This is a genomic window from Sphingomonas hankookensis, assembly GCF_022664465.1.
Classification (GTDB): domain Bacteria; phylum Pseudomonadota; class Alphaproteobacteria; order Sphingomonadales; family Sphingomonadaceae; genus Sphingomonas; species Sphingomonas hankookensis.
Map to the genome: position 1 here is coordinate 652,162 of NZ_JAKREV010000002.1, position 16,976 is coordinate 669,137.

At 65.7% G+C, this 16,976-nt stretch carries 20 protein-coding genes; 15 read left to right on the plus strand and 5 right to left on the minus strand.

Going from position 1 to position 16,976, the window contains the following annotated elements:
• Window positions 1-46: 46 nt before the first annotated feature.
• Complete coding sequence (gene radC, locus MF610_RS08535) at window positions 47-730, plus strand: RadC family protein (RefSeq protein ID WP_242194865.1); 684 nt, start codon at window positions 47-49, stop codon at window positions 728-730.
• Window positions 730-1,287 (plus strand): sugar O-acetyltransferase, encoded by a 558-nt coding sequence (locus MF610_RS08540; RefSeq protein ID WP_242194867.1) that lies wholly within the window; start codon window positions 730-732, stop codon window positions 1,285-1,287. The genes radC and MF610_RS08540 overlap by 1 nt, the downstream gene beginning before the upstream one ends.
• 313 nt (window positions 1,288-1,600) lie before the next feature.
• Here MF610_RS08540 and MF610_RS08545 read toward each other — a convergent pair whose 3' ends face one another.
• Complete coding sequence (locus MF610_RS08545) at window positions 1,601-2,080, minus strand: EF-hand domain-containing protein (protein WP_242194870.1); 480 nt, start codon at window positions 2,078-2,080, stop codon at window positions 1,601-1,603.
• 209 nt (window positions 2,081-2,289) lie between these two features.
• On the opposite strand from MF610_RS08545, the gene purB reads away from it, so the two are divergent.
• A complete protein-coding gene (purB, locus tag MF610_RS08550; protein ID WP_242194872.1) occupies window positions 2,290-3,600 on the plus strand; it encodes an adenylosuccinate lyase in 1,311 nt (436 codons plus the stop codon).
• Between the two features lie 149 nt (window positions 3,601-3,749).
• A complete protein-coding gene (locus tag MF610_RS08555; protein WP_242194874.1) occupies window positions 3,750-4,658 on the plus strand; it encodes an alpha/beta hydrolase in 909 nt (302 codons plus the stop codon).
• Between the two features lie 23 nt (window positions 4,659-4,681).
• Here MF610_RS08555 and MF610_RS08560 read toward each other — a convergent pair whose 3' ends face one another.
• From MF610_RS08560 to dnaK, 3 genes are all read right to left on the minus strand, one after another.
• The gene (locus tag MF610_RS08560) at window positions 4,682-5,164 is read right to left on the minus strand and encodes a GNAT family N-acetyltransferase (protein ID WP_242194876.1); all 483 of its coding nucleotides are present in this window, start codon (window positions 5,162-5,164) and stop codon (window positions 4,682-4,684) included.
• Window positions 5,165-5,243: 79 nt separating this feature from the next.
• Window positions 5,244-6,368, minus strand: a complete 1,125-nt coding sequence (gene dnaJ / locus MF610_RS08565) for a molecular chaperone DnaJ (protein ID WP_242194878.1) — start codon at window positions 6,366-6,368, stop codon at window positions 5,244-5,246.
• Window positions 6,369-6,487: 119 nt separating this feature from the next.
• Window positions 6,488-8,398, minus strand: a complete 1,911-nt coding sequence (dnaK, locus tag MF610_RS08570; protein WP_242194879.1) for a molecular chaperone DnaK — start codon at window positions 8,396-8,398, stop codon at window positions 6,488-6,490.
• Between the two features lie 154 nt (window positions 8,399-8,552).
• Here dnaK and MF610_RS08575 point away from each other — a divergent pair, with 154 nt between their 5' ends.
• Window positions 8,553-8,990: a copper chaperone PCu(A)C gene (locus MF610_RS08575; protein WP_242194881.1), complete on the plus strand. Its 438-nt coding sequence runs from the start codon at window positions 8,553-8,555 to the stop codon at window positions 8,988-8,990.
• The gene (locus MF610_RS08580) at window positions 8,987-9,445 is read left to right on the plus strand and encodes a vgr related protein (RefSeq protein WP_242194883.1); all 459 of its coding nucleotides are present in this window, start codon (window positions 8,987-8,989) and stop codon (window positions 9,443-9,445) included. The genes MF610_RS08575 and MF610_RS08580 overlap by 4 nt, the downstream gene beginning before the upstream one ends.
• Window positions 9,446-9,455: 10 nt before the next feature.
• On the opposite strand, the gene MF610_RS08585 is transcribed toward MF610_RS08580, so the two are convergent.
• Window positions 9,456-10,259, minus strand: coding sequence for an energy transducer TonB (locus MF610_RS08585; protein WP_242194885.1), 804 nt, complete (start codon window positions 10,257-10,259; stop codon window positions 9,456-9,458).
• 118 nt (window positions 10,260-10,377) lie between these two features.
• Between MF610_RS08585 and MF610_RS08590 the strand changes: the two genes are divergently transcribed.
• The 9 genes from MF610_RS08590 to MF610_RS08630 all read left to right on the plus strand — a co-directional run bounded on the left by MF610_RS08590 (window position 10,378) and on the right by MF610_RS08630 (window position 16,782).
• Complete coding sequence (locus tag MF610_RS08590) at window positions 10,378-11,184, plus strand: DUF1206 domain-containing protein (protein WP_242194887.1); 807 nt, start codon at window positions 10,378-10,380, stop codon at window positions 11,182-11,184.
• Window positions 11,181-11,552, plus strand: a complete 372-nt coding sequence (locus MF610_RS08595) for a GCN5-related N-acetyltransferase (RefSeq protein ID WP_242194889.1) — start codon at window positions 11,181-11,183, stop codon at window positions 11,550-11,552. Before MF610_RS08590 ends, MF610_RS08595 begins: the two co-directional genes overlap by 4 nt.
• Window positions 11,549-14,509 carry an excinuclease ABC subunit UvrA gene (uvrA, locus tag MF610_RS08600; protein WP_242194892.1) on the plus strand — a complete coding sequence of 987 codons (2,961 nt, stop codon included), beginning with the start codon at window positions 11,549-11,551 and terminating at the stop codon, window positions 14,507-14,509. The genes MF610_RS08595 and uvrA overlap by 4 nt, the downstream gene beginning before the upstream one ends.
• Window positions 14,506-15,051: a hypothetical protein gene (locus MF610_RS08605; RefSeq protein ID WP_242194895.1), complete on the plus strand. Its 546-nt coding sequence runs from the start codon at window positions 14,506-14,508 to the stop codon at window positions 15,049-15,051. The genes uvrA and MF610_RS08605 overlap by 4 nt, the downstream gene beginning before the upstream one ends.
• Complete coding sequence (locus MF610_RS08610) at window positions 15,032-15,229, plus strand: hypothetical protein (RefSeq protein WP_242194898.1); 198 nt, start codon at window positions 15,032-15,034, stop codon at window positions 15,227-15,229. Before MF610_RS08605 ends, MF610_RS08610 begins: the two co-directional genes overlap by 20 nt.
• A 95-nt stretch (window positions 15,230-15,324) precedes the next feature.
• Window positions 15,325-15,744, plus strand: a complete 420-nt coding sequence (locus MF610_RS08615; RefSeq protein WP_242194901.1) for a hypothetical protein — start codon at window positions 15,325-15,327, stop codon at window positions 15,742-15,744.
• A gap of 187 nt (window positions 15,745-15,931) precedes the next feature.
• Window positions 15,932-16,144 (plus strand): cold-shock protein, encoded by a 213-nt coding sequence (locus MF610_RS08620; protein ID WP_242194904.1) that lies wholly within the window; start codon window positions 15,932-15,934, stop codon window positions 16,142-16,144.
• A gap of 56 nt (window positions 16,145-16,200) precedes the next feature.
• Window positions 16,201-16,404, plus strand: a complete 204-nt coding sequence (locus tag MF610_RS08625; protein WP_125654449.1) for a hypothetical protein — start codon at window positions 16,201-16,203, stop codon at window positions 16,402-16,404.
• Window positions 16,405-16,455: 51 nt separating this feature from the next.
• The gene (locus MF610_RS08630) at window positions 16,456-16,782 is read left to right on the plus strand and encodes a hypothetical protein (protein ID WP_242194905.1); all 327 of its coding nucleotides are present in this window, start codon (window positions 16,456-16,458) and stop codon (window positions 16,780-16,782) included.
• Window positions 16,783-16,976 lie beyond the last annotated feature (194 nt).

Below are 16,976 nucleotides of genomic sequence, written 5' to 3' on the forward strand. Positions count from 1 at the left end.
AGACGCCCCCTCGCCCCGCCGCCCGCGATCCGCTAGGCAGGCGGCCATGACGAGCCCCGAGACCGACGGCACCGGCCATCGTGCGCGCCTGCGCGGGCGGTTGCTGGAGCATGGCGGGGAGGCGCTGCTCGACCATGAACTGATCGAGTATCTGTTGGCGCTGACCATTCCGCGGCGGGACACCAAGCCGCTGGCCAAGACGTTGTTGCATGAATTCGGCGGGATCGGCGGGTTGCTGACCGCGCAGCCGATGGCGTTGGGCAAGGTGTCGGGCATGGGCGATAGCGCGGTGGCGGCGATCCGCATCGCGCAGGAGGCGGCGACGCGGATGTTGCAGGCGCAGGTGATCGCGCGGCCGGTCCTGTCGAACTGGCAGGCGCTGCTCGACTATCTCCACGCCGACATGGCGCATCAGGCGGTCGAGCGGATTCGCGTGCTCCATCTCAACAGCCGCAATCTGCTGATCCGCGACGAGCTGGTGGCGGAGGGGACGATCGACGAAGCGCCGATCTATACCCGCGAGGTGATCCGCCGCGCGCTCGACCTCGGATCGGCGGCGCTGATCCTCGTCCACAACCATCCGAGCGGTGACCATAGTCCCAGCCGGGCGGACATCGACCTGACCCGCACCATCGCCGCGGCGGGCAAGCCGCTGGGCATCGCCGTCCACGACCACCTCATCATCGGCGCGAAGGGGCATACCAGCCTCCGCGCCCAGGGAATGTTCTGATGCGTACCGAAAAGGAAAAGATGATCGCCGGCGAGCTGTACCATGCCGGCGATGCCGAACTCGTCGCCGACGTGGCGCGGGCGGCGGCTTGGATGGACCGCTACAACGCGTCGATCGCGATGGCGGCCGATGCGCGCGCGAGACTGCTGCGTGAAGGGCTCGGCACGGTCGGCAGCAGCGTGACGATCCGCCCGCCGTTCCACGTCGATTACGGCTACAACATCACCGTCGGCGACGACGTGTTCCTGAACTATGGCTGCGTGATCCTCGACGTGTGTGCCGTCACCATCGGCGACAAGACGCAAATCGGGCCAGGCGTACAGATCCTCGCTGCCGACCATCCGCGCGATCCGGCGGTACGGGCGCAGATGCTGGAGTTTGGGCGGCCGGTGACGATCGGGAAGAATGTGTGGATCGGCGGCGGCGCGATCCTGTTGCCCGGCGTGACCGTGGGCGACGATGCGCTGATCGGCGCGGGCGCGGTGGTGACGCGCGACGTGCCGGCGGGAGCTACGGTCGCGGGAAATCCTGCGCGGATGCTGGCGGCGAAGAAATAGAAAATTTGTTCGGGCGGAGGCGCGGAGGAGATTCGCCCCGGGTGAGGCTTTTGCGATCGGTAGACGCGCTGTTTCGGTGCATAGGTCGGGGCTGCGGGCGAACCTCCTCCGCGCCTTCGCGCCTTCGCGTGAACCAGCTTTCTTCATTATCTACGAGGCGACCGTTTCGATGGAGCCGCGGGAGACCCCAGCCTGCGCTGAGGTGACGTTCTGGTAATTGGCGAGATAGGTGCCGCCGGGCACCGCCACACACAGAAAACGACCGCCGGGATCGCTCCCGGCGGTCGCATCGATATCAGCTCAGAGCCCCGATTCAGGCGCTCTTACTCAGGAAGGTTGTCAGTTCGGCCTTCGTCACCGCCTTCGACTTATCCGTATCGGCCTGGGCAAAGGCCTGCTTGACCCAGCTCTTTACCTCGGGCTTGTCGGCGGTCACGCCCGGCTCGCTCGCCGAACGCAGCGCGACCATCCATTCGCCGAACTGCTTTTCGGTCAGTTCGCCCTTCCCGGCCTTGTCGTATTTCGGGAATTCCGCCTCGACGATCTGTGCGATCTGCGTGCCGCTGGCGGGCTGGCCGGCCTCGGCAGTGGTCTGCGCGGTCTGCGTCGCGGGATCTGGCTGGGTTTCCGGCGCCGCCTGAGTCGCGGCGATCGACGGATCAGCCGGCGCCGCCTGCGGAGTTGCTGGCGCGGTCTGCGTGGTCGGGGCAGTCGTCTGCGCGGGCGCCGCGTCCTGGGCGAATGCCGGAGCAGCAACAACCATGGCACTGGCGAGAAGAATACGCTTCATCATCGAATTTCTCCTTTCGGATTGGTTCGGAACTTCATGCCGCCGCCCTAGAAGAACTCGAAAGCGACGATGCGATGACCCAACCAACCTAGGTCGTTTCGGTTTCGATTGAACCCCTGCCGCACTCTCTTCTATCGCACGACAGGCTCGATTCGTCCGCGACTTGTTGCTAGGGCGCGGCAAACCGTTCGTCCGTTTCCGAAAGGCATTCCATGATTCCGCGCTATTCCCGTCCCGACATGGCCGCCCTGTGGCAACCGCAGGCCCGATTCCGCATCTGGTTCGAGATCGAGGCGCACGCGACCGACGCACTGGCCGAGCTGGGCGTGGTGCCGAAGGACGCGGCCGAAAAAATCTGGGCGATGAACGACGCCGAGTTCGACGTGGACCGGATCGACGTGATCGAGGCGGAGACCAAGCATGACGTCATCGCGTTCCTGACGCATGTGTCGGAGCGGACCGGACCGGAAGCGCGCTTCCTGCATCAGGGGATGACCAGCTCGGACGTGCTCGACACCTGCCTGGCGGTACAGCTGGCGCGGGCGTCGGACATATTGCTCGCCGATCTCGACAAGCTGCTGGAGGTTATCGAACGCCGCGCGCGCGAGCATAAGCTGACCCCGACGATCGGGCGTAGCCACGGCATTCATGCCGAGCCGGTAACGTTCGGGCTGAAGCTGGCGCAGGCCTATGCCGAGTTTGACCGCTGTCGCACCCGCCTGCGCAACGCCCGTGCCGAAGTGGCGACCTGCGCGATTTCGGGTGCGGTCGGCACCTTCGCCAACATCGATCCGCGCGTCGAAGAGCATGTCGCGGAGAAGATGGGGCTGACCGTCGAGCCCGTGTCGACCCAGGTCATCCCGCGTGATCGCCACGCGATGTATTTCGCGACGCTGGGCGTGATCGCCGGCTCGATCGAGCGGCTGGCGACCGAGATCCGCCATCTGCAGCGCACCGAGGTGCTGGAAGCCGAGGAGTATTTCTCGCCGGGGCAGAAGGGTTCGTCGGCGATGCCGCACAAGCGCAACCCGGTGCTGACCGAGAACCTGACCGGCCTTGCCCGGATGGTGCGCGGCTATGTCACCCCGGCGCTGGAGAATGTCGCGCTGTGGCATGAGCGCGACATCAGCCACTCGTCGGTCGAGCGCTATATCGGACCCGACGCGACGATCACGCTCGACTTCGCGCTTGCCCGGCTGACCGGGGTGATCGACAAGCTGGTCGTCTATCCGGCGCGGATGGATAAGAACCTCAACAAGATGGGCGGCCTGGTCCATTCGCAGCGCGTGCTGCTGGCGCTGACCCAAGCCGGGGTCAGCCGCGAGGATTCGTACCGCTGGGTCCAGCGCAACGCGATGAAGGTGTGGGAGTCGGACGGAGAGCTGTCGCTGCTCGAACTGCTCAAGGCTGATCCGGACGTCGCCGCCGCGCTGTCGGCCGAGGAGATCGAGAGCCGGTTCGACCTCGGCTATCACTACAAGCACGTCGACACGATCTTTGCGCGGGTGTTCGGGCAGGCGTGACATGGGCGTCCCGCCAGCGGGTCTGGCGGGGCATCCACCGTTCTTAACAGGATACGACAGTGCCACGCTTCCGGTTGGTCTTACCGCTGCTGCTCATCGCCAGCGCTGCCTGTGGTCAGGCGAGCAGAACCGATACTCCACCTGCACCGGTGGAAGTGCCCAAGGTAGAGCACGAGGGCGTATGGCAGCCGACACCGGGCGGCACGCAGATACCCCTGTGGGCGGCCGACGTACCGCTGTCCAAGCCCGATACGGGCGACCATCCCGAAGCGACTGGCAACGGTTCGCCACTGGTTGGCGGGCGCAAGTGGCATTGGGCCAGCTACGTCACCCGGCCAACCATGACGCTTTACAAGCCGCAGGGGCGAAATAGCGGTACGACGATGCTGGTCCTGCCCGGTGGCGGCTTCTACGCGGTCGCGACCGATCTGGAAGGCACGGAAATCTGCGACTGGGTGGTCCGGCAGGGCATGACCTGCGCCATGCTCAAATACCGGACGCCGCAGGTCTGGCCGAAGGTCAACGGCAGGCAGCAGCGCCCGGACGTCCTGATGGGGCTGGAAGATGCGCAACGCGCGATGGGCCTGTTGCGTGTGCGCGCAAAGACCTACGGCATCGATCCGCACAAGGTCGGCGTCATCGGCTTTTCAGCCGGCGCGTATCTCGTGGCGAACATGAGCAATACCGAAGCGCGGACCTATCCGGTCAGGGACGCAGCCGACCGGCAATCACCACGACCGGACTTCGCGATCGTGGTATATACCGCGCGGATGCTCGACAGCAGCAAGGGCAAGAACAGCCTTGAACTGAAACCATGGGTGCAGATCAGTCCCAAGGCACCGCCGACCCTCATCATCCATGCGATGAACGATCCGGTCGACGATATCCGGGAGCCGATGGCCTATGCCCTGGCATTGAACGACGCGGGCGTGCCGGTCGATCTGAGGCTGTACGCGAAGGGCGGCCATGCGTTCGGGATGCGACCGACCGCCGATCCGATCACCCGCGAATGGCCGGGACAGGTCGCGCAGTGGTTGCGCAATCTCGGCATGTTGTAAGGACCTAGGAACGGTAGCATCGGTCAGCCGACCGCCCGCTCCATATACACCGCGTCCGGGCCGAACCCGACCGCGCCGCCATCGGCCGCGACGAAGCCCTGCCGTGCCCAGTACGCATCGGCGCCGCCGACCGCGATCAGCGCGAGGACGGCGATGCCGTGCGCAGCGGCGGTGGTGGCGAGGATGGGGAGCAGGCGTTCGACTGCCTTCGTCCCCCGCCCGGCGGGGGCGACGACGACGTCGTGCAGGTACCAGCAATCGACTCCTGCGGGGATCGAACCCAGTCGGGTATGCATCGTCGGCGGGGCAAGCCGGCGCCATGGATGGCTGATGCAGTGGCCGATCAGGTTGCCGCCGTCCGTCAGCACCCAGCAGCCTTCGGGTGCCAGCGCGATGCGTTCGGCGTAGAGGTCGGCTGCCTCGCCATAGGCACCGAGTTCGGCGTGGGCGAGAGTCGCGATTTGTGGGGCGTCGGAGGGGGTGGCTGGGCGCCAGCGGGTAGGCATGGGAGGCTCCCGGATGCTCGGACAGATGGCCTTTCGTCATCCCGGCGCAGGCCGGGATGACGAAAGGAGTTGGTGCGCCCTATCCGCCCAGCGCGGTCTTCAACCGGCCAAAAAAGCCACTCGATTCCGGACATTCCTCGCCGGTTTCGGTTTCGCGGAACGCCTCGAGCAGTTCCTTCTGCCGCGCCGACAGGCGGGTCGGGGTCTCGACCTCGATATGGATGACCATGTCGCCATGCCCCCGCCCCTGCAGCACCGGCATGCCCGCGCCGCGCTGGCGGAGTTCCTTGCCGGACTGGATGCCGGCGGGCACGCGGATGCTGTGCTTCTGCCCGTCGAGGCCGGGGATTTCGATCACCCCGCCCAGCGCCGCCGTCGTGAAGCTGATCGGTGCGCGGGCGTGGAGCGCGGTGCCTTCGCGTTCGAACAGCGCGTGGCGCTTCACATGCAGGAAGATGTAGAGGTCGCCCGCAGGAGCTCCCCGCGCGCCCGCCTCGCCCTCACCGGTCAGGCGGATGCGCGTGCCCTCGTCGACGCCGGGGGGCACGTTGACCTGCAACGTCTTGGTCTGGTCGACGCGGCCTTCGCCGTTGCACACCGGGCACGGGTCACTGATGACCTGTCCCGCGCCGTGGCAGGTCGGGCAGGCGCGTTCGACGACGAAGAAGCCCTGCTGCGCGCGCACCTTTCCGTGGCCGGCACAGGTATGGCAGGTGCGCGCCTTGGTACCCGGCGACGCGCCGCTGCCGCCACACGGGCCGCAGCTGGTCGAGACATCGACGGTGATCTCCGTCTGGTGGCCGTGATAGGCCTCCTCTAGCGACACTTCCATGTCGTAGCGCAGGTCGGCACCGCGACGCGGCCCGGCGCGGCCACCCTGCCGTCCGCCGCCCATGAATTCGCCGAACACGCTTTCAAAGATATCGGAAAAGCCGCCGAAATCCTGTGCCCCGGCCCCGGCACCGCCCGCGCCCTGGCGGAAGGCGGCATGGCCGTAGCGGTCATAGGCCGCGCGCTTTTGCGGGTCTTTCAGGCAGTCATAGGCTTCGTTGATCGCCTTGAACTTCGCCTCGGAATCCTTGCAGCCGGCATTCTTGTCGGGGTGATATTTGATCGCGAGCTTGCGGTACGACGACTTGATCGTCCCCGCATCCGCGGTGCGATCGCATTGGAGCAGTTCGTAGAAATCGACTTCGGTGGTCATCAAAAAGCCCTCTCCCCTTCGGGGGAGAGGGTTTGGGAGAGGGGCGGTCCACAACGAACCGCCCGCCACTCGCCCTCTCCCCGGCCCTCTCCCCAAGGGGAGAGGGAGGGGCGTCCGTTTTACGCCTTGCGGCTGTCGTCGACTTCCGAGAATTCGGCATCGACCACATCGTCGTCGGCCTTCTTCGCTTCGCCGGTATCGGCAGCAGGCGAGGCTTCGGCCTGCTGCTGCTTTTCGTAGATCGCCTGGCCGAGCTTCATCGCGACCTGCGCAAGTGCGGTGCTCTTTTCAGTCATGCGATCGGCGTCGCCGCTTTCGACCGCCGACTTGGTCTCGGCGACCGCCGCCTCGATCTCTGCCTTCAGCGACGCGTCGACCTTGTCGCCATTGTCGGCGAGTTGGCGCTCGGTGGTGTGGATCAGCGATTCGGCGTTGTTCTTCGCCTCGGCGCCGGCACGACGCTTCTTGTCCTCTTCGGCGAACTGTTCGGCGTCGCGGACCATCTGGTCGATGTCGCCGTCCGACAGACCACCCGAGGCCTGGATGCGGATCTGCTGTTCCTTGCCGGTGCCCTTGTCCTTGGCCGACACGTTGACGATGCCGTTGGCGTCGATGTCGAACGTGACCTCGATCTGCGGCACGCCGCGCGGCGCGGGCGGGATACCGACCAAGTCGAACTGGCCGAGCATCTTGTTGTCGCTCGCCATTTCGCGTTCACCCTGGAACACGCGGATCGTCACCGCCCCCTGGTTGTCGTCGGCGGTCGAATAGACCTGCGACTTCTTGGTCGGGATGGTGGTGTTGCGGTCGATCATGCGGGTCATGATGCCGCCCAGCGTCTCGATGCCCAGCGACAGCGGGGTCACGTCGAGCAGCAGCACGTCCTTCACGTCGCCCTGCAGCACGCCCGCCTGAATCGCGGCACCGATCGCCACGACTTCATCGGGGTTCACGCCGGTGTGCGGTTCCTTGCCGAAGAACTGCTTCACGACTTCGCGGACGCGCGGCATGCGGGTCATGCCGCCGACCAGCACCACTTCGTCGATCGCGCTCGCCTGCACGCCGGCATCGGCCAGCGCCTTCTTGCACGGCTCGAGCGTGCGCTTGACGAGGTCCTCGACCAAACGCTCCAGATCGGCGCGGGTGATCGACTTGACGAGGTGCTTCGGGCCGGTCGCGTCGGCAGTGATGAACGGCAGGTTCACTTCGGTGGTCTGCGCCGACGACAGCTCGATCTTCGCCTTTTCGGCGGCTTCCTTCAGCCGCTGGAGCGCCAGCTTGTCCTTGGTCAGGTCGATGCCTTCGACCTTCTTAAACTCGTCCGCGAGGAACTGCACGATCTTCGCGTCGAAATCTTCGCCGCCAAGGAAGGTGTCGCCGTTGGTCGCCTTCACCTCGAACACGCCGTCGCCGATTTCCAGCACGGAAATGTCGAACGTGCCACCGCCAAGGTCATAGACCGCGATGGTCTTGTTGTTGTCCTTGTCGAGGCCGTAGGCCAGCGCCGCCGCCGTAGGTTCGTTGATGATGCGCAGTACTTCGAGGCCGGCGATCTTGCCGGCGTCCTTGGTCGCCTGACGCTGGGCATCGTTGAAGTATGCCGGAACGGTGATGACCGCCTGGGTCACGGTTTCGCCGAGATACGACTCCGCCGTTTCCTTCATCTTCTGCAAGATGAACGCGCTGATCTGCGACGGCGAATATTCCTCGCCGCCCGCCTTCACCCACGCGTCGCCGTTGGGGCCGCGCGCGATGGTGTAGGGAACCAGTTCGGTATCCTTCTTGGTGACCGGATCGTCGAAGCGGCGGCCGATCAGGCGCTTCACCGCGAAAATCGTGTTGTCGCCGTTGGTCACCGCCTGCCGCTTGGCAGGCTGACCGATCAGCCGCTCGCCATCCTTGGCGAACGCGACGATCGATGGCGTGGTGCGTGCGCCTTCCGCATTTTCGATGACCTTGGGGCTACCGCCCTCCATCACCGCGACGCAGCTGTTGGTCGTGCCCAGATCGATACCGATAACTTTAGCCATGGTCCCTCATTGGCCCCCGGGTTGAAATAAAGCCTGGACCCATCGGCACGGGGAGGTGCCGTCCGGGTCGTTCCGAGGGCGGATATAGGCAGGGTTCGGCTTGCCGCAAGATTATGTGGCGCTTAGGGAACCGTATCGAAACGGGAGCGTGGGCGTGAAGACACGGTGGATGGCGCTGGCGGGAGTGGCGGTCACGCTGGCGGGATGCCAGAACCCGCCGCGGGTCGAGGATGCCTGGGTCCGCCTGCCCGCCGTGCCGGGACGGCCAGCCGCGGCCTATGCGACTGTGTCGGGTGGATCGTCGACCATCGCGCTGATCGGCGTCACCACGCCGGCGGCGGCGCGCAGCGAACTGCACGAGAGCATGACCGGCCATGGCGGCATGGCGGCGATGCGCCCGCTGAAGGAACTCTCGTTTGCGCAGGACAACAAGGTCCTGCTGCAACCGGGCGGCGCGCACGTCATGCTGTTCGACCTGAAGGGCGAGGTGCGGCCCGGCGGCACGATCCCCCTAACCTTCCGGTTCGACGGGTGGGAGGACATCACCGTGAATGCGAAGCTGGTCGGCGCGGGCGATCCGGCGCCCGAATGAAACGTCTGCTGACCCCGGCCGAAACCGAACTCGCCCGGACGATGTTCGGCGACAGCATCGATTACGGCCGGGCGCGGGTGGCGCATGCGAAATGGGCGTTCTTCCAGCCGAAACAGGTCGCGATGGCGCCAACCGGCTGCATCCATTTCCATCCGGGCGGCACGCTCTACCGCGACGACTTCGCCAGCGCCGGTCGCGACCTAGCCGCGCTGTTCCTGCACGAGATGATGCACATCCACCAGACGCAGCATCGCGGCCGCTACTGGTTGCCGCTGATGCGCCATCCGTTCTGCACCTATCGCTACACGATCGTGGCCGGCAAACCGTTCGAGGCGTACGGCATCGAACAACAGGCGGAGATCGTCCGCCACGCCTTCCTCCTGCGGCAGGGGGTGGCGGTGCAGGACAAGCCGCCGCGGGAGGTCTACGAGGCGCTGCTGCCGTTCGGGCGGTGAGGCGTGTTGATCAGCGCGGCAATACCCAGTTGAAATTCAAACTCTTGTAGGATTCGATCGGCTTGCCATTCGCATCCTGGCCCGGATGAAAGCGGATGCGTTCGACCAGTATCGGACAGGTCGCCTGATCGAGGGCGGCAGCGCCGGACGTCTGCAGGATCCGACAATCGCTGATGCGACCGTCGGGTGCGACGGTCATCCCGACAAACGCCTTTCCCTGCTGTTTCGCCTTCAATGCCGCCTGGGGATAATCGCGATCGGTAAGCCAACTGGCCATGTCGCCACTCGGCGGTGTAGCGACCCGGGCCACCTTTTCCGGATCATAGCCGAACTTCTGGAGGAGATCGGTTTCGCAACGGCGCAGCGCCGCCACGGTCGATTTACCGAGCGACAGCGCAACCGTGACAGGCGGACCATTCGCCGTATCGATCGTTATCGACGGTACGCCAGCTAATGACTCGAAGGCGTCGGGGGACAGAATATATTGCATCACTGCGCGGCCGCCGGTCGGTAAATGGACCCGCGTACCGGGCGTCTTGATCGGCCCGTCGCGCCCCGGGATCGCCAGCGTCACGTTTACGGAACCCGGTTTCCCCAACTGGCTCGCAGTACCCATCGCGAATGCCTTCATCACCCCGCCGAAGATATTCGGCTGGAACGCCAGCGTGATCGGCGACGCGGCATCGCCATAGGCACGACTGAGCGTACACAGGCTATCGGCATATTCGACGCCCCATGGTGCGGAGGGTTGCAGCGCCGGGGCCTCCCCGCCCGCCTGCCCCGCCATCAACGCCGCCAACATCACCGTCCGCATCGCATACCCCCTTGCCTTGCTGCGAATGGTGCCATCACGCCATGCCGTTCGCAATCGCCGGAACCGTCCCCGACCCAGGCTGTTGAGACCGCGAAACGATTTCGAAAGTCCGCTCCCCATGTCGATGCGCATCGGCGCTACCCTGCTCGCCCGTCTGGGGTTCGCCGCCCGCGGTATCGTCTATTGCATCGTCGGCTGGTTCGCGATCGATGCGGCGCTGCGCGGGGGCAAGGCGGGCGACAATCAGGGCGCGATCGCCAGCCTGGCCGACGAGCCGTTCGGCGAATGGCTGCTGGCGGCGATGGCGGCGGGGCTGGCAGGCTATGCGCTGTGGCGACTGACCGAGGCGCTGTTCGATCCCGAAGCGCAAGGCAGCGATGCGAAGGGCGCGTTCCGCCGCGCAGGGCACGCGGTCAGCGGCATCGCCCATGTCGTGCTGGCGTGGACCGCCGCGCGACTGGCGGTACACAGCGCGCGGGCGACCGGTCGGGTCGGCGGGGAGGACAGTGCGCAGGACTGGACCGCGTGGCTGCTCGACCAGCCGGGCGGGCAGTTGCTGGTGGCGCTGGTCGCCATCGCGTTGCTGGCGGCGGCGGCGCAGCAGGCGAAGAAGGCATGGACCGGCGAGTTCGCCCGCACCTTGTCGGGTGGCACGCCGGTGCCCGGCTATGTCTGTACCATGGGCCGCATCGGCTATGGCGCGCGCGCCGCGGTGTTCGCGGCGATCGCGGTCCTGTTCGTGGGCGCGGCATGGGCGGCGGATGCCGACGAAGCCGGCGGGATGGCGAGCGGCATGGCATTGTTGCAGCGGCAGGCGGGCGGACAGTTGCTGCTGACCGCGATCGGCATCGGCTTCGTTGCGTTCGGCGCGTTCAGCTTCGTCGAGGCGCGCTGGCGGCGGTTGCAGGTGCGGTTGCCGGCATGACCTTGCGGGCGGCGCTGGAAGCGCGTTGGCTCGACCTGACGCGGCGTGAGTTGCCGGCGGTGGCGCGGGCACTCGGATGGCAGGTGGTGGCGGACCATTGTTTCCAGCGAATCCTGCTCGACAATGCGTTCGGCGGCGTCTGGTATGACCATGTCGCCGGGCGCCCCGCCTATGCCCATGCCGACCCAGCCGCGCTTGCCCGTGCAGTTGCGCTGGGCGAAGCGGCGATCACGGGCGAGACCGATCTGGCTGAACTCAACCGCCGCTCGCTCGACTGGCGCGGGAAAGCCCCCTCGCAACGGCGGTCGACCGACCCCATGTCAGCGTCTAGCCAATCCAAAAGAACGAAGATAGAACGGACCGCATGAGCCTGACCCATATCTCCGTCCGCGGTGCGCGGGAGCATAACCTCAAGGGCGTCGATATCGACATCCCGCGCGATACGCTGACGGTCATCACCGGCCTGTCGGGATCGGGCAAGTCGTCGCTCGCCTTCGACACCATCTATGCCGAGGGGCAGCGGCGCTATGTCGAGTCGCTGTCGGCCTATGCGCGCCAGTTCCTCGAACTGATGCAGAAGCCCAATGTCGAGCATATCGAGGGGCTGTCGCCGGCGATCTCGATCGAGCAGAAGACGACGTCGCGCAACCCGCGTTCGACCGTCGCGACGGTTACCGAAATCTACGACTATATGCGCCTGTTGTGGGCGCGGGTCGGCGTGCCGTTCTCTCCTGCCACCGGCCTGCCGATCAGCGCGCAGACGGTCAGCCAGATGGTCGACCGCGTGCTGGCGCTGCCCGAGGGGACGCGGCTGTTGCTGCTCGCGCCGGTCGTGCGCGGGCGCAAGGGCGAGTATCGCAAGGAACTGGCCGAGTGGCAGAAGGCCGGGTTCCAGCGCGTGCGCGTGAACGGTGAAGTGCATCTGATCGAGGACGCGCCGGCGCTCGACAAGAAGTTCAAGCATGACATCGAGATCGTCGTCGATCGCCTGGTCGTCAATCCGGAGGCGGCGACGCGGCTGGCCGAGAGTTTCGAGACGGCGCTGAAGCTGGCTGATGGCCTCGCCTATGTCGATCTGGTCGATACGACGGTGGCGCAGGCGCAGTCGGGCAACCCGCCGCTGGACAGCGAACAGGGCGACCGCGCGACCGAGGCCGCGCCGCAGACCGGCAAGCTGAAGGGCGCCGGCATTCCCGACAACCGCATCGTGTTCTCGGAAAAATTCGCCTGTCCGGTCAGTGGCTTCACGATCAGCGAGATCGAACCGCGCCTGTTCAGCTTCAACGCGCCGCAGGGGGCTTGTCCCGCGTGCGATGGTCTTGGCGAACGGCTGGAGTTCGACGAGGATTTGATCGTCCCCAACCATGAACTGTCGATCAAGAAGGGTGCGGTGGTGCCGTGGGCGAAGTCCAACCCGCCCTCCCCCTATTACATGCAGGTGCTGGGGTCGCTGTCGAAGGCGTACGGCTTTTCGCTCGACGCGGCGTGGAAGGATTTGCCCGAGGAAGCACAGCGGGTGATCCTGCACGGGACCGCGGGCAAGCCGGTGACGCTGACCTTCATCGACGGCAAGAAGTCGTACGACGTCAAGAAGCCGTTCGAGGGCGTGCTGGGTAATCTCAACCGGCGGATGCTGTCGACCGAGAGCGCGTGGATGCGCGAGGAATTGTCGAAATACCAGGCGTCGCAGCCGTGCGAGACCTGTCATGGCGCGCGTTTGAAGCCCGAGGCGCTGGCGGTGAAGGTGGCGATGCAGGATATCGCCTATGCCACGCACCTTTCGGTGGTCGACGCGCTGCGGTTCTTTGAAGCGCTGCCTGAGCATTTCAACGACCAGCAGAAAGCGATCGCGCAATCGATCCTCAAGGAGATCGTCGAGCGGCTGGGGTTCCTCAACAATGTCGGGCTAGATTACCTGAACCTCGACCGGACCAGTGGGACGCTGTCGGGCGGCGAGAGCCAGCGTATCCGCCTCGCCTCGCAGATCGGCAGCGGTCTGTCGGGCGTGCTGTACGTCCTCGACGAACCGTCGATCGGGCTGCACCAGCGCGACAACGACATGCTGCTGGCGACGCTGCGGCGGCTGCGCGACCTCGGCAACACCGTGCTGGTGGTCGAGCATGACGAGGATGCGATCCGTACCGCCGACTATGTCATCGATATGGGACCGGGTGCCGGCGTCCATGGCGGCGAGGTCGTCGCCAAGGGAACGCTGAAGCAGATTTTGAAGGCCAAGGGGTCGGTCACCGCCGATTACCTCAACGGTACCCGGATGGTGCCGCTGCCGGAAAAGCGGCGCAAGGGCAATGGCAAGAAGCTGACGGTGCACAATGCCACCGCCAACAACCTGACCGGCGTCACCGCGTCGCTGCCGCTCGGCACCTTCACCTGCATCACCGGGGTGTCGGGATCTGGCAAGTCGAGTTTCACGATCGACACGCTCTATGCTGCCGCCGCGCGCACGCTGAACGGTGCGCGGATCGTGCAGGGCAAACACGACAAGATCACCGGGCTGCAACATCTCGACAAGGTGATCGACATCGACCAGTCGCCGATCGGCCGCACGCCGCGGTCGAACCCGGCAACCTATACCGGTGCCTTCACCCAGATTCGCGACTGGTTCGCCGGACTGCCCGAAGCGCAGGCGCGCGGCTACAAGCCCGGCCGGTTCAGCTTCAACGTCAAGGGCGGTCGCTGCGAGGCGTGCCAGGGCGACGGCGTGCTCAAGATCGAGATGCACTTCCTGCCCGACGTCTATGTGACGTGCGACGTGTGCCACGGCGCGCGCTATAATCGCGAAACGCTGGAGGTGAAGTTCAAGGGGATGAGCATCGCCGATGTGCTCGACATGACGGTCGAGGACGCAGTCGAGTTCTTCAAGGCGGTGCCACCGATCCGCGACAAGATGGCGATGCTGGCCGAAGTCGGCTTGGGATACGTCAAGGTCGGGCAACAGGCGACGACGCTGTCGGGTGGCGAGGCGCAGCGGGTGAAGCTGGCCAAGGAACTGGCGCGGCGTGCGACCGGCAATACGCTCTACATCCTCGACGAACCGACGACGGGCCTGCATTTCGAGGATGTGCGGAAATTGCTGGAGGTGCTCCACCAGCTGGTCGAGCAGGGGAATACGGTGGTGGTCATCGAGCATAATCTCGACGTCATCAAGACTGCCGACTGGATTCTCGACATGGGTCCGGAGGGCGGCGTCAAGGGCGGCCGGGTGGTTGCGGAAGGAACGCCGGAGGTGGTCGCGGCGGTCGAGGGCAGCTTTACCGGACGGTATCTCAAGCCGTTGCTGACGCCGAGGGCGCAGGCGGCGGAATGACGGTCTGGCGCGCTCCGTTCGAGGCGGCGTTGCTAATGTTCGCTGCCGTCAGCGAAGCGTTGCGCGCCACCGGCCAGCCCCGACCGATCCTGGTGGGCGGGGCAGCAGTCGAATATTGGTCGGGTAGCGCGGTTGCGACGGGTGACTTCGACCTGTGTTCGCCCGTACAGTCCGAACTGGAGGCGGTGATGCGCGATCACGGCTTCGTCCGTCCCAGCGGAGCAGGCGTGGCTACGCGTGGCTGGATACATCCGGAGCTGGCGCTAGGGTTCGAAATCGTCGGCAGCGTGCCGCTCGACGGCCTCGTCGATCGTAACCGCATTCCCCTGATCGAAAACATCCTGCCTGATGCGACATTCGCCATTCTCGGCGTGGAGGATTTGATCGCCGATCGGATGGGACAATATGCATCCGGCACCGCGCCGGATCGGATCGAACAGGCAAGGCTGCTGTTCCATCTTCATCCCGACCTCGATCGAGACTATCTTGAGCGCCGGGTACGGGAAGAAAGTTCAGGCGATTATGGCGTCGGCGATTTGTAATTCAGACAGCGAAGACTGGCCCGGTCCGCGGGTTGATCACGCGACCTTTGCCGCGCGCCTTGCCGAACGCCGCGCCGCGCTCGGCAATCCCGAACTTCCCCGCAACGCCGGCACCAACCGGACCGAAAGCAAGCGCGCGCTGCTCGCTGCGATCGAGGCGGCCGGCGGACGCTGGTAACCGGCCAACCAAACGACGACGCGCGGTATAATGTCGGAACCTACGCCGGTCCCCCGCATTCGGGATTGATCGATATCAAGCGAAGGATGCTCGACATGCGTGCGCTCACCCTCGGCCTTGTGGCCGCTGCCACCCTTGTTTCCGGCTGTACCGATTATGGCATGGGCGGTCCGCGCTATGCCGATGCGGGCTATGGCCGCTATGACTATGACCGGCCTGATCCGGCCTATAACGGCTATGACGCCGCCCGCTATTACCGCGACGACCGTCGCTATCGCGAACGCCGCCTGTCGCGGAACGACCGGGTCTATGTCGGGCAGGACGGGCGCTATTATTGCCGCCGCAACGACGGCACCACCGGCCTGATCGTCGGCGGTCTCGCCGGCGGTGTGCTGGGCACGGCGCTGCGTCCGGGCGGCTCTGGTCTGCTAGGCGCGATCCTCGGCGGCGCGGCTGGCGCGGCCGGCGGTCAGGCGATCGACCGCAGCAACGGCAACAATGTACGCTGCCGCTGATCCGGCACGATAGCGTCGGAACTAAATCGGCTCGCTCCTTGTCCGGGGGCGGGCCGATACCCATATCTATTTCGCTACAGTCGCAAATCGATGGTTTCCTGCTTTGCGGCAAGTTCCTTCTTTCCCTGCTGCCTAAGGCACGGGTGACGGGCAATTCCGCCGCCCGAAACATCCGGAAGGAACTCATATGGCCACGCTTGGCACCGTAAAATTCTTCAACATCGACAAGGGCTATGGCTTCATCGCGCCTGACAATGGCGGCGGCGACGCCTTCGTCCACATCTCAGCCGTCGAGCGCGCCGGCATGGTGACGCTGAACCAGAACCAGCGCGTCGGCTACGAGCTGGAAGAGGATCGGCGCGGCCGCGTCAGCGCGGTCAACCTGACCGCCGCAGACTGATTCATGAGGGCGGGCGGAGCAATCTCCGCTCGCCCTTTCTCTACGGGAGGATAATCTTGGCCGATACCGCCGAAGCCTACCGCGCCCGCGCCGCCGTGGAACGGGCCAATGCCGAAGCCGCGACGCTCGACAATGTCCGCGATCGTTGCCGCCGGGCCGAACATGCCTGGACCGAAATGGCCGACCGCGCCGAACGCACGACCGAACAGCGGCTGATCCGCGAAGCGGCGACCGCGCGCCGGAGCGACACCGTCGATTGAACCTGTCCGCCCGCCGGTCGTTGGACCGGCGACAGGTGAAAAGGATCGACGATGCCCAAGCATAAGAAACACAAGCCGAAATCCCGCACCGCCGGGGTATCGACCCTGCGCACCGTGGCACTGGCGGCGACGGGTGTCGCGGTCGGGCTGTTCGGCGTCCTGCTGGCGCGCCGCAAGCCGAGCGAGGGCCATGCCGCGCCCGACCTCGCGCTCGACAAGCCGCGTCCGGAGGCCGGCGATCGGGCACCGGAAGCGTTCCGTCCCGATCCGACTGCCCCCGTGTCCGCCGCCGATCGTGAAGCGTTGCGGCCCGCCACCGGTCCGGTGCCGTCGATGGTCGAACCGCGCGGCAGTATGGCGTCGCAGACCGGGGCTTGAGGGCAGCATCTCGCCCGCTGAGGCGACGCCGATGCTTGCGCTGGAGATTTGGCGTTAGACTGAGATGACGGTCATCAGAACCGTTCGTGCCGAGTAGGGGTTGCGCGAAGTCGAAGACCCGTATCGAAGCACCCGCCCCAGAAGGTCCTTCAATACGCCGCTTCGACAAGCGCAGCGGCTACTCAGGACGAACG

Coding starts and splice junctions, on each gene's coding strand:
- radC (WP_242194865.1), top strand. CDS start 47: ATGACGAGCCCCGAGACCGACGGCACCGGCCATCGTGCGCGCCTGCGC.
- MF610_RS08540 (WP_242194867.1), top strand. CDS start 730: ATGCGTACCGAAAAGGAAAAGATGATCGCCGGCGAGCTGTACCATGCC.
- MF610_RS08545 (WP_242194870.1), bottom strand. CDS start 2,080: ATGATGAAGCGTATTCTTCTCGCCAGTGCCATGGTTGTTGCTGCTCCG.
- purB (WP_242194872.1), top strand. CDS start 2,290: ATGATTCCGCGCTATTCCCGTCCCGACATGGCCGCCCTGTGGCAACCG.
- MF610_RS08560 (WP_242194876.1), bottom strand. CDS start 5,164: ATGCCTACCCGCTGGCGCCCAGCCACCCCCTCCGACGCCCCACAAATC.
- dnaJ (WP_242194878.1), bottom strand. CDS start 6,368: ATGACCACCGAAGTCGATTTCTACGAACTGCTCCAATGCGATCGCACC.
- dnaK (WP_242194879.1), bottom strand. CDS start 8,398: ATGGCTAAAGTTATCGGTATCGATCTGGGCACGACCAACAGCTGCGTC.
- MF610_RS08580 (WP_242194883.1), top strand. CDS start 8,987: ATGAAACGTCTGCTGACCCCGGCCGAAACCGAACTCGCCCGGACGATG.
- MF610_RS08585 (WP_242194885.1), bottom strand. CDS start 10,259: ATGCGGACGGTGATGTTGGCGGCGTTGATGGCGGGGCAGGCGGGCGGG.
- MF610_RS08590 (WP_242194887.1), top strand. CDS start 10,378: ATGTCGATGCGCATCGGCGCTACCCTGCTCGCCCGTCTGGGGTTCGCC.
- MF610_RS08595 (WP_242194889.1), top strand. CDS start 11,181: ATGACCTTGCGGGCGGCGCTGGAAGCGCGTTGGCTCGACCTGACGCGG.
- uvrA (WP_242194892.1), top strand. CDS start 11,549: ATGAGCCTGACCCATATCTCCGTCCGCGGTGCGCGGGAGCATAACCTC.
- MF610_RS08605 (WP_242194895.1), top strand. CDS start 14,506: ATGACGGTCTGGCGCGCTCCGTTCGAGGCGGCGTTGCTAATGTTCGCT.
- MF610_RS08610 (WP_242194898.1), top strand. CDS start 15,032: ATGGCGTCGGCGATTTGTAATTCAGACAGCGAAGACTGGCCCGGTCCG.
- MF610_RS08615 (WP_242194901.1), top strand. CDS start 15,325: ATGCGTGCGCTCACCCTCGGCCTTGTGGCCGCTGCCACCCTTGTTTCC.
- MF610_RS08620 (WP_242194904.1), top strand. CDS start 15,932: ATGGCCACGCTTGGCACCGTAAAATTCTTCAACATCGACAAGGGCTAT.
- MF610_RS08630 (WP_242194905.1), top strand. CDS start 16,456: ATGCCCAAGCATAAGAAACACAAGCCGAAATCCCGCACCGCCGGGGTA.